Source organism: uncultured Thiodictyon sp. (genome assembly GCF_903828115.1).
Lineage (GTDB): Bacteria > Pseudomonadota > Gammaproteobacteria > Chromatiales > Chromatiaceae > Thiodictyon.
The window spans coordinates 1-10,856 of record NZ_CAIKKU010000684.1 but is presented as its reverse complement, the minus strand read 5'-3'; the positions used below and the strand labels follow the sequence as shown (position 1 = coordinate 10,856).

Genomic DNA, 10,856 nt, shown 5'->3' with positions numbered 1-10,856 from the left:
GCATTGGGCACCGGGGTGGTGCCGTTCAGGACCTGCACGATCAGGGGCGCGGGCAGCGCGGCGCCGATGGCGGCGCTCTGGTTGTTGCCGGAGACGAGCCGGATATAGGGTTCGGTGACGGCCTGCCGGGTCACGGTGACGGAGGTGGTGGCGCTGTTGCCGGTCTGGTCGCGGCCGACCACCTGGATACTGTTCTGACCCAACTGCAACGGGACCGCGGCGGCATAGGTGCGGTTGACGACCGCTGCGGCGGCACCGTTGACGGTGACCCGCGCCTGCTGGCTGTTGACGGTGCCGACCACGATGTCGTTGACGATGCCGGAGACGGTGATGCCGGGCTCGGTGGTGCTGAACCCGTTGGGCGGCGAGTCCACCGTGACCCGCGGCGGGGTGGTGTCCAGGGTGACCTGGATGGAGGTCGTGCTGTCGGTCCCGTTGCTGTTGGTGGCGACCGCGGTGATGGTGTTGTTGCCCTCCTGGAGCGGTACCGTCGTCTGGAAGGCGGTGCCGTTCTTGGTCGCCTGGATGCTGTTGACGGTGACGGCGGCGTTGGGGTCGCCGGTGGTTCCGGCCACGATCACCGGGCTCTGGTTGACGAAGACCAGGTTAGCGGGTTGGGTGATGCTGACGCCGGTGCCGAAGGCGCCGGTGACGTTGAAGGTGGCGGGGTTGGAGAAGACCCGGAGCAGCTTGCCCCGCACCCCGGCCGAGACCCGGTAGGTCAAGGGACCCGGGCGTTCCTCCATCACCGTGAACTGGAGTGAATAGGTGCCGTCGTTGGCGGCCTCGTCGCCCGCGAGTCCGTCGTCGCGCAGGTCGCCGACCAGGACGGCGCGACCCTGGGGGTCTACCCGTTGCAGGTTCAGTGAGTTGGGCACCACCGTCGGGTCGGCGATCCGCGCGGTGACACGCACCGTGGCGGCCGTGCCGACCGGTGCCGAGGCGGGGGTCAATAGGACGTTGTCCACATAGGCGCCCAGGGCCATACCCTGGCACAGCAGCAACAATGGCAAGAACAACAGGCGAAGGAGGCGCGGAGTTCTCATGGAATTCCCTGGGCCGGATCGGATGTGTAGTGCTGAGTGCCGGGGGCTCGCTCGGGGCGAGCCGATGGCCGGGTTAACGCATGGGGCGCCGCCGCCTTGCCCGCACGCGGGATCGCCCGAGTGCCAGGACCGCCGCCGCCATCAGGGCCATCGCCGGGGGTTCCGGCACGCCGTTGCCCTGGCGAAACTCAACCGTCAGATCGTCCAGGACGAAGGAGCCGCCGGCGGGGTCGCCCGTGATGGTGACGCGAAAGATGTCGGTCGACGAGGCGATGCCGAGAAGTTCATTCGGCACGCTGCCGGTCTCGCCGGAAAGGGCGAGGTTGGAACTGTACAGCGAGAGTTCGGTGCCGATGACATCGAGGGCTGCATCGAAGGCCGTAAAGGTCAGGGGCGCGGCGTAGGTGAACCAGCCGCCGACGCCGACGACCGGCGTGGTGAAGTCGATGCTGATCGAGCCGCCGTCATCGAAGACGACGGTCGTCCCCGAGCGCGGGGGAAACTCCTGCTCGGAGAGGGACAGGCCAGCGACGATGGCCTTTGCGTTGGTGAGCGCGACGCCGGGAGCGAGCGCGGTCACGGGATCGCTGTCGCCGTAGCCCTCGAAGTCGAACATGGTCGCCGCCGCGGCAAGGCACGGCGACAACCAGAGAAGCAGCAGGGCACAAACCACCCTTCGTGACTGTGCGCGACGTATATCCACCCCTCGTTGTCCCGTTTTCTGATGATGCCGGGGGCAACCCCCGAATCCCTAAAGCGCAACTGAGCCCGGTCATTGGCGCGGCGCCGCCGCGTGACTTGCCTGCCCCGGCCTGGCCGGATTGCTGCAAACGCTCAGTAAGATACTGAACGATCTCGTCGAAACAGACCAGAACGAGCGAACCGAGACGTCCATTCCGGCACCGGGTGAGATCCGGAGGTGGTCGGATTTCCAGAGGACATAGAGTGAACTTAGGACTAGCCTAGAAAATGCCTTTCTTGAAGTCAAGCGTTTTTTTCGGCGACGACGGCATCGGGCGAGTTGCCCGGGGTGTCCTCGGGGGCTTGCGTTGGCTGCACCCAACCGAGCGACTGGGTTCATCCCAGGAAGAGCAGTTCTCTCACAGAGACACAAAGATCACAAAGATTTTCAGGGCGATATGTCGGTCGAGGAGGCCACCTGGGCGGTGATCGGCTCAACGCCCTCAATAATTTTATTTCTTTGTGTTCTTTGTGTCTTTGTGAGAGCAATTGCCGGATTTTAGGTTCATGGACCCGGCCGCTAAGGCGGCTTGGCCGGCAAAGTAGTCCGCAGGAAATCATCGCTCGCCGCGAAGACCGCCTCGCGGCCCGTATAGTCGCGGATCAGCGGCACGATCTTGCGCCGCACCCCCATGCCGCGGGCGTCCACATAGCCGTAGTCGCGCAGTACCTCCACCAGGATCGGGTTGCGCGCGGAGCGCTGGCCCGCGAGCATCTTGGTGATGGTCATCCCGTTTTGCAGTCCATGTCGTCCCCGCGGAAGGCCATCCAGCGCAGCCCGGCCTGCCGCAACAGGCGGCGCGGGCGATGCGCAAACAGGACCAGGCCGGCGATGGTGCAGACCGGCACCTCATCGGTACGCTCGGCCATGAAACCCAGACCGCACAGGCGCTCCAGCCAGGCCGCCTCATCTTGGGGTATCTCGTCCGTCAGGACGCGGCCGAGATAATCGGTCAAACGGGCGCGATCCAGGTCCGCGAGGGTGCTGCCGGAGACCGGCAACAATTCGGCATGGAGCAGACCGCCGGCGGCAAACAGGGCCGCCTGCTGCTCCCTGGTCGCCAGCCGCGAGGTGCTGCCGACACGAACATAGATGTCCTCAATGTCCTCGCGCTGATGGTGCCGGACGACATAGGGCTTGGCCGTGCCGGGCAAGACCGTCACCACCGCCACTTGCATGCCGCCATCGAGGGACACGACCTCGTAATAGGGCAGCAGTTGCGGATGAACGGTGCGACCGAAGACCGTATCCATCACCCAGCGCTCCAAGTCCGGGCGTTGAATGCCGCTCAGGGTCCCGTCGTCCTCGACACCGACCAGTACGCGGCCACCCTGGAAATTGGCAAAGGCGACGACTTCCCGGGCCAATTGTTCCGGTCGCAGGTCATCGCGTTTGAATTCGACGCCGGAATTCTCACCCTGGCGTATCAACTGCAGCAATGCTTCTGGGGTCATGCCCGCTGCTCCTTGACGAGACTGGGTATTCATCCCGTCCCGAATGGATTGGGTTGGGTTGTCGGCACGGCTGGGGACCGCAGCGGTCGCTGACTAGGCTGGTGAGCGGCCAGCCCGGCTTACGGGGCAGGGAGCCGCCACCGGCTAACGGCCATGAAAGCTTGTCCGGCACCCCGAAACATGAAAGCCCCCGGCGGGAGCGGCTTTCACGGTCACCCGACTGACGCGATTCTTCTCTGCGTCTCTGCGCCTCTGCGTGAAATTCTTAAAGAGGTCTCACGCAGAGGCGGTGACCCGCGACGCTCGGGTAACCCGCGAAATCTCGTCGCGGCTGAAGCCGCTCCCACAGTGTCGCCGCGCGACTCTCACGGTCCCGTCCGGGGCCTTCACCCGGCGGCTGGCCGCGCCTTCTTGAGCCGTTTGAAGCGCCGATCTGCCGGGTAGGGGAAGATGTCATCCAGGCGCCCCGAGCGGATCACGGCCTGCCGGGCGCGCCACCAGGTGGGGTCGAGCAGGTCGCGGTGCAGGGTCAGGAAGATCCTGCGAATCCGCGGGTCGGTGAGCAGGAAGGTGGCGAACTCCTCGGGGAAGACGTCCGCCGGCCCCGGGGAGTACCAGGGCTCGGCGGACATCTCCATCTCGGGATAGGGCGGTTCCGGGATCTCGCGGAAGTTGCACTCGGTGAGGTAGCAGATCTCGTCGTAGTCGTAGAAGACGACCCGGCCCTGGCGGGTGACGCCGAAGTTCTTATAGAGAAAATCGCCGGGAAAGATGTTGGCGGCGGCCAGGTGCCTGATGGCGTCGCCGTATTCGCGCACGGCGTGGAGGATCTCGTCCTCGTCCGCCGTATGCAGATAGAGATTGAGCGGGGTCATGCGCCGCTCGATATAGAGGTGCTTGATGATGAGCGCGGCGCCGTCCACCTCCAGACTGTCGGCGCATTCGGTCTCCAGTTGTTCGCGCAATTCCGGCGCGATGCGGGTCAGCGGAAAGGCGACGTGGGAATACTCCCAGGAGTCGGCCATGCGCCCCACGCGGTCGTGCATCTTGACCAGCAGATATTTCTCCTTGACCTTGGCCGGGGTCATCTCCTTGGGCGGCGGAAAGCGGTCCTTGATGACCTTGAAGACGAAGGGGAAGGAGGGCAGGGTGAAGACGCACATGACCATGCCGCGGATGCCGGGCGCCACCTGCAGCGCGTCGGCCGAATAGCGCAGGTGCTTGAGAAAGTCGCGATAGAACTCGGTCTTGCCGAACTTCTGGAAGCCGATGGCGGTATAGAGTTCGGCCTTGGTCTTGCGCCGCATCAGGGGCCGCAGGAAGTCCACCACCGCGGCCGGGACCTCGGTATCCACCATGAAATAGGCGCGGGAGAAGCTGAAGACATCGGAGATCTCATCCTCGCCGGCCAGCAGGGCGTCGATGTAGAGCCCGCCCTGCTCGTCATTAAGGATGGGGACGGCGAACGGGGTCTGATCCGCCCCATTGATGACCTTGCCGATGATGTAGGCGCCCTTGTTGCGATAGAAGGGCTCGGACAGCACCGCGAGCTGGAAGTTCTGCGCCAGGGCGCGATTGGGCGGAAAGCGGTCATGGACCGCCTGCATGAGATTGCGGATGTCCCGGCGCCGGTCGCGGAAGGGAAGACTGAAACCGAGCCGGTCCAGGATGCGTGAGAAGACCCGCACGAAGCCGTCGCGTGCCGGGTAATAGGGGCGGTAGATGGGGTTCTCCGCCTCCAGGTGTTCGGTGGAGAACAGCGGCCACACGAAGATATTGGCGCTGTTGTAATAGCGGCGATCGAACAGCCGGCAGAACACCGAGTTGTAGAAGGACTCCGCCAACTCGGGCTGGCGGTGCTGGGGCAGCATCCGCAGGTATTCCACCTTGACCCGGCGCCACAGCCGGTCATCGCGGTCATTGAGCTTGAAGTCCCGGCGCAGGATGCGCAGGGTTTCCTGCACGCGCTGGTCGTAGTAGTTGATGCGCTCGCGGGCCGCGGCCTGGACGCCGTGCCAATCCGCGGCCTCGAAACGCGCGCGCGCGCCGCCGGTGATGTCCCTGAAGAGTTGGTAATGGATATCGAAACCATCCAGGATGGTCTGCGCAATCTGCTTCGCCTCGGTCCAGGCCATGGCTACCTCTTTAGTCTGCCGGGTGCAGTCGCGCGGCGGCGACCAGGATGCCGTCACCGTCCGCGTAGACCCAGTCACCGGGGGCGAAGCAGACCCCGGCGAAGGTGACCGGCAGGTCCCGCTGGCCCTCCCCGCGGCGCTGGCTCTTGCGCGGGTTGGCGGCGAGCGCCTTGACGCCCAGGGCCATCCCGGCGAGTTCATCGGTGTCGCGTACGCAGCCGTAGAGGATCACCCCGGCCCAGCCCTGAGCCACCGCGGAGGCCGCGATCAGGTCACCCAGCATGGCGCAGCGCAGCGACCCACCCGCGTCCGCCACCAGCACCCGGGCGGCGCCCGGCTCCGCCAGGACCGACTTGATCTGGGTGTTGTCCTCGAAGCACTTGACGGTGACCGCCGCGCCGCAAAAGGCGCGGTGCCCGCCGAAGTCGCGAAACAGCGGGTCGCAGACCCGTACCCGGGTCTCGAACTGGTCGTAAAGGTCGGCGGTCTTGAAGCTCATGGCGATTGAATCCGGTCATTGTCCGCAAAATGAACGTCAATGACGTTCAAGGGACGGCGTTTGCGCAGGGTCCCCAAGCGCCCGATTGTTGGCGAACCGGTCCCTGGGAAACAATTAAAGCGGGCAATACCGATTATATAGCCATCGGACGTGATAGCCGGACGTAGGGGCGGGTTTCAAACCCGCCCCTACACCAGGGGCCGGTCCGGATGTCAGGTGCGAAAGCGATCTCAACCCGCCGCGGCCGCCTGGCCCAGCACCCCCTCCTGCAGGGCCTGCAGACCGATGATGCACAGGTCGCGGGCGGCGACGAGGTCCGCGATCCGGCCCGCGGTCGGCTCCCCCTGGTCGCGGGCCGCCCACAGCGCCAGACCCAGCTCAGACACCGCCCGGTGCAGGGGCTCCAGTCGGCGAAAGTCGTCCCGACCGCCGTAGAGTCGGCGCCCCTCCCCCTCGTACCAGTCGGCGAAGCCGCCGCGGACGGCTTCCAGGGTCGCCGGCCTGGTCTTGGCGCCGGGGCCGACGGCACGGATCAGGCGCGCCACCCAGTCCCGATACTCGGACTCCGCGCTCAGCAGGTCCAGGGTCGCCCCGGACCAGGCGAAATCCGGGCTCAGGCGCCAGAGGGGCGGAAAGCGATAGCCCGCCACCCACGCCGGGAGCAGGGCCGCCGGCATGGGTTCCGCCACCCCATAGCCCTGTGCCTGATCACAGCCCATCCGCAGCAGCATCAGCCCGTGGGCGGCGGACTCCACCCCCTCGGCGATCACCTCGCGCCGGAAGGCACGGGCCAGCCCCACCACCCCCTCGACGATGTTGCGATCGTCCGGGGAGCGCAGCATATCGCGCACAAAGGTCCGGTCGATCTTGAGGACCTGGGCCGGCAGGCGCCGGACATAGGTCAGAGAGGAATAGCCGGTCCCGAAGTCGTCGAGGGCGAAGGATACCCCCAGCCCCGCGCAGTGTTCGATGACGCGGGCCACCGCCTCCAGGTCCACCAGCGCCTCGGACTCCAGGATCTCCAGCGACAGCGAGTCCGGCGCCAGGCCGGGGTGGCACGCGAGGCGCTCGCCCAGGTCCTGGACGAACGACTCGCCCTGAACGGAGCGGGCGGAGATGTTGAGGCTCAGCGACAGGTCGAGCCCCGCCTCCTGCCACTGCGTGAGTTGGCACAGACCCCGCTCCACCACCCACCAGTCCAGGCGCTGCTGCAGCGCGTTCCCGGCGAGGAGGGGGATAAAGGCGGCCGGCGGCTGCAGGCCCCGCTGCGGATGCTGCCAGCGCACCAGGCCCTCGGCCCCGATCACCCGGCGGCGGCGCATGTCCACCTGGGGCTGGTAGTAGAGCACCAGTTCGTCGCCGTCGATGGCCGCGCCGATCTGCTCCAACTGGGAATGACGGGCGCGGGCGCGCCGATCGCGGCTGGGATTGAAGAAGAGGTAGCGATTGCGCCCGCGCTGCTTGGCCCGGTACATGGCGTGATCGGCATGGCGCAACAGGGTGTCGGCGTCGGCCGCGTCGCGCGGATACAGGGTGACCCCGGCACTGACGGTCACCCGCAACGTCTGGTCCGCAACCTGGTAGGGCTGACCCAGGGCCGCGATCAGGGGATCGAGCACCCGGGCGCACGCCGGCGGGTCCTCGAGGCCGCCCAGGAGCAGGACGAATTCGTCCCCGCCCAGGCGCGCCACGCTGTCACTCTCGCGCACCTGCTGGCGCAGCCGGGCCGCGACGGCCTGCAGGATCAGGTCGCCGACCTCCTGGCCGTGGGCCTCGTTCAGTGACTTGAAGCCGTCCAGATCCAGCGAGCAGACGGCCAGTTCCGTCCCCCCCGCCATGGCCGCGCCCATGGCGGCACGCATGCGCTCGGCCAGCAGGACACGGTTGGGCAGACCGGTCAGGGGATCGAAGAGCGCCGCCTGCTCGATGCGTTGCCGACTTTCCATCAATGATTGTGCGAACCGGCGCCGCTCCAGGGCGGCGCCGATCAGGTCCCCCAGGAGGCGCAGGGCGCGCACCTCCCCCTCGCGCCACCCGCGCGGCGCGCGCGTCATCTCCGCCACCACGCAGCCCGCCAGCCCCGCCCCGACGCGCAGCGGCACCGCCACGACCGCGCACACACCCTGGGCCGCGAGGACCTCGCGGTCCCGCCCCCAGGCCTCGGGCAGGTGGTCCAGGTCGTCGATCTGGACCTCCTCCCCGTGGCGCAGGGTCTCCATCCAGCGGGGGAGTGCGGACACCGCAACGGCGTCCGCGCCCAGGCGCTCCTCCGGGATGTCCACCGCGCACCACTCATGGGTGGCGGTGAGCCCCTGGCCGTCCGCGCTCAGCGTGTAGAGACAGGCGCGCTCCACCTCCAGACGCCGCGCCAGGGCCCCCAGGACCCGGTCCAACACCTGGTCCACCGCCTCCGGCTGGGCCGCCAGCAGGGTGCGCGAGGTCTCCACCAGCATGGTCTCCAGGCCGACCAGATAGGTCAGGGTGCGTTCGGCCTCTTTGCGCTCGGTCAAGTCCGTCTGGGTCCCGATCATGCGCAACCCGCGCCCGTCGGGGTCGCGGCGCGTGATCCGCCCGCGGCACTGGAACCAGCGCCAGGCATCATCCTTGGCCCGCAGCCGGAACTCACACTCGAAGCCCGGCACCACGCCGGCCTGATGGCGGGCGAAGACGCTGCGACAGGCGTCCAGGTCATCCGGGTGGATCCGCGAGGTCCACTCATCGAGGGCATCGCCGATCGCCTCCGGCGGCTCGCCCAACTGCGCCTTCCAGCGCGGCGAGTAGAAGACCCGATCCGTCGTCAGGTCCCAATCCCAGAGGCCCTCGCCAGCCACGGACAAGGCGGCCTCCCAGCGCGCCTCGGCGTCCTGCCGGGCGACCTCCTGGGTGGCGCAGTGCTGGCCCAGCTGATTGACCAAAGCGGACAGATCGGTCAGTTCGCTGCGCCCATCGGCCGGCGGCGCGGCGCCCGCCTCCGCGGCGCTCAGGCCGGCGGCATCGCGCTGCTTGCGGGCGCGGCGTCGATAGCGTCCGTAGGGGACCGACAGGAGCGACAGGGCCAGGGCCAGTCCACCCCCATACACCCAGGGCAGCCAACCGGCGGGCGCGAGGCGCTCCGCCCAGGCCGCCTGCTGCGCCGCCTGGAGATCGAGTTCCAGATAGAGCCGCCCGCCGGACCGGCCGGGCGCGGCCGAGGCGAGAGCGAGGGATGCACGCAGCAACCCGCTCCGTTGGTCCGGTTGCAGGGACAGCCGCACCCCTGGGTCCAGGGCTGCGCCCCCGGTCGCCTCGGCGGCGGACAAGGGGTCCCGGGCCGCGCTCGGTCCCGCGTCGGCCCCGGGGCCGACGGCCGTCAACACCCGCCCGTCCGGGTCCTCCAAGGCCAGGACCCGCAGAAAGGGCTGCCCCGCATCCAGACCCAGGACCGCCCGCAGGAGTCCCGGCCGAGCGCCCGCCAACTCATCGAGGGCGGTGGCCTGCCGCGACAGAATCTGCTCCGCCGCGCGCGACTGGGCCTCGAGGACGCGCTCCGGGATGCCGACGCGCTCCAGCAGGATCAGGTCCGCGGCGACCGACAGTGCCAGCGTGAACAGCACCCACAGGACCGGCGCCCAGCCGGTGTGGCCATTGTCCCCCGCCGGTCTCACAGTGCCGCTCCCGCGGCGCGTCCGCCGGGCCGGGGGCATCGACACCGAACGCAAGCCGGGGCGGGCAGATGGTTGGGGCTGCGGCAGTACATCGCGTCGGTATCCGGTACAAAGGGCCGGCGCCGCCATCGGGCCGACGGCACGCGCGGTCATCAAGAGTGGGGCCGCTCAGACGGCCAGCCCATGGGGATCTTCAGAGGCCGCGATGGTAACAGGCGCGCATGAGTCGACCAACGGTCATCTTGTCTGATCAGTCTTGTTTGTTCAGGTATCGCAACTGGCGCACCAGCAGCAACGCTCCCCAGGTCAGGGCCAGCACCATGACGAGTACGCCGAGCAGGCGGCTGGTCTGGGCGAGGCCATGGTCCAGGTGCAGCAGACCCGTCTCACCCAGAAGGTATTCCCAATCGTGGAAGCCGTAGGGGGACGAATGGCCGAAGTTCCCGCCGAGCAGGGGCAATTCCCCCGCCCCCGCGTCGTTGATGTAGGGGGCGATATCCAAGAAGTTCTCGCCGAACCACCACAGGGCCGCCGCGGCGCCGAAGGGGTCACGGGTCTGGACGAGCAGGACGCCGCAACAGATCGCCGGCATCAGCAGTTGGCCCAGGGTCCCGCCAAGCGAGGCCAGCCACTGCCCGAAGGGGCTTGTAGCTGTTGCTTGAAATCTTCGCTAACCTGCCATAATATGCCATTGTGGAAAAGAAATTAGTCAAGATTGCCGAGGCAGCGGCGATCCTTGGCTCAATGCCCGTCGCGCTGCGCAAGTGGGAAGCGACCGGCGAACTGCTTCCAGCACGCAAAACCAAGGGCGGGACACGGTACTACTCGATGGCCGACCTGACGGCCATCGGTGACGCCCACGCGCCGACCGAACGGCAAGCGACCGCCGCTGTAATCGCCGAAGACCTTGGGCTTTACCATGCTGATAGCCAACAAGATCGAGTTGCGGCCGACGCCTGAACAGGCGACGTACCTCAATCAGTCATGCGGTGCGCGGCGGCATTGCTACAACCAACTGCTGGCGCACTTCAGCCAACCGGGCGTCAAGTGGTCGAAGGCCGCGGCCTATCAGTATTACATGGCGGTCCTGCGCGTTGAGTTTCCGTGGTACTCCGAAGTCTCAAGTCGGGTGACGCGCAACGCGATTGACGACCTCGATCGCGCCTACCAGCACTTCTTCCGGCGGGTGAAGGCGAAGGCCAAGAATCCCGGCTACCCGCAGTTCAAGAAGAAGGACGTAAACGACTCGTTCGCCATGCGCGAGCCGAGCAAGTTCAGTGTGGACATCAAGGCACTGCGCATTGAGCGGCTCAAGACCAAGATCGAGATGCGTCAG

The 10,856-nt window shown here is 67.3% G+C and carries 10 protein-coding genes; 2 read left to right on the top strand and 8 right to left on the bottom strand.

Annotated features, from left to right (window positions below; translation table 11 throughout):
* The 8 genes from QZY48_RS25920 to QZY48_RS25885 all read right to left on the bottom strand — a co-directional run.
* The coding region (locus QZY48_RS25920; protein ID WP_295436410.1) for a choice-of-anchor X domain-containing protein at positions 1-1,046 on the bottom strand (1,046 nt) is incomplete at its 3' end.
* Between the two features lie 73 nt (positions 1,047-1,119).
* Positions 1,120-1,662, bottom strand: a complete 543-nt coding sequence (locus tag QZY48_RS25915; protein ID WP_295436409.1) for a hypothetical protein — start codon at positions 1,660-1,662, stop codon at positions 1,120-1,122.
* A gap of 645 nt (positions 1,663-2,307) precedes the next feature.
* A complete protein-coding gene (locus tag QZY48_RS25910; RefSeq protein WP_295436408.1) occupies positions 2,308-2,517 on the bottom strand; it encodes an ATP-binding protein in 210 nt (69 codons plus the stop codon).
* The gene (locus tag QZY48_RS25905; protein WP_295436407.1) at positions 2,514-3,242 is read right to left on the bottom strand and encodes an RNA-binding domain-containing protein; all 729 of its coding nucleotides are present in this window, start codon (positions 3,240-3,242) and stop codon (positions 2,514-2,516) included. The genes QZY48_RS25910 and QZY48_RS25905 overlap by 4 nt, the downstream gene beginning before the upstream one ends.
* Positions 3,243-3,628: 386 nt before the next feature.
* A complete protein-coding gene (gene aceK / locus QZY48_RS25900; RefSeq protein WP_295436406.1) occupies positions 3,629-5,377 on the bottom strand; it encodes a bifunctional isocitrate dehydrogenase kinase/phosphatase in 1,749 nt (582 codons plus the stop codon).
* A gap of 10 nt (positions 5,378-5,387) precedes the next feature.
* Positions 5,388-5,876: a ribonuclease E activity regulator RraA gene (gene rraA, locus QZY48_RS25895; RefSeq protein WP_295436405.1), complete on the bottom strand. Its 489-nt coding sequence runs from the start codon at positions 5,874-5,876 to the stop codon at positions 5,388-5,390.
* A gap of 230 nt (positions 5,877-6,106) precedes the next feature.
* Positions 6,107-9,520 (bottom strand): EAL domain-containing protein, encoded by a 3,414-nt coding sequence (locus tag QZY48_RS25890; RefSeq protein WP_295436404.1) that lies wholly within the window; start codon positions 9,518-9,520, stop codon positions 6,107-6,109.
* A gap of 250 nt (positions 9,521-9,770) precedes the next feature.
* On the bottom strand, positions 9,771-10,112 hold the full coding sequence (locus tag QZY48_RS25885; protein WP_295436403.1) for a hypothetical protein: 342 nt from the start codon (positions 10,110-10,112) through the stop codon (positions 9,771-9,773).
* A gap of 101 nt (positions 10,113-10,213) precedes the next feature.
* Here QZY48_RS25885 and QZY48_RS25880 point away from each other — a divergent pair, with 101 nt between their 5' ends.
* Entirely contained in the window at positions 10,214-10,480 is a 267-nt protein-coding gene (locus QZY48_RS25880; RefSeq protein WP_295436402.1) for a MerR family DNA-binding transcriptional regulator, read from the top strand.
* On the top strand, positions 10,428-10,856 hold a 429-nt coding region (locus tag QZY48_RS25875; RefSeq protein WP_295436401.1), incomplete at its 3' end, for a helix-turn-helix domain-containing protein. The genes QZY48_RS25880 and QZY48_RS25875, both read left to right, overlap by 53 nt.

What these genes read in the sequence shown, in the direction of transcription:
- rraA (WP_295436405.1), bottom strand. Translation starts at nt 5,876, where the DNA reads ATGAGCTTCAAGACCGCCGACCTTTACGACCAGTTCGAGACCCGGGTA.
- QZY48_RS25905 (WP_295436407.1), bottom strand. Translation starts at nt 3,242, where the DNA reads ATGACCCCAGAAGCATTGCTGCAGTTGATACGCCAGGGTGAGAATTCC.
- QZY48_RS25885 (WP_295436403.1), bottom strand. Translation starts at nt 10,112, where the DNA reads ATGCCGGCGATCTGTTGCGGCGTCCTGCTCGTCCAGACCCGTGACCCC.
- QZY48_RS25910 (WP_295436408.1), bottom strand. Translation starts at nt 2,517, where the DNA reads ATGACCATCACCAAGATGCTCGCGGGCCAGCGCTCCGCGCGCAACCCG.
- aceK (WP_295436406.1), bottom strand. Translation starts at nt 5,377, where the DNA reads ATGGCCTGGACCGAGGCGAAGCAGATTGCGCAGACCATCCTGGATGGT.
- QZY48_RS25915 (WP_295436409.1), bottom strand. Translation starts at nt 1,662, where the DNA reads ATGTTCGACTTCGAGGGCTACGGCGACAGCGATCCCGTGACCGCGCTC.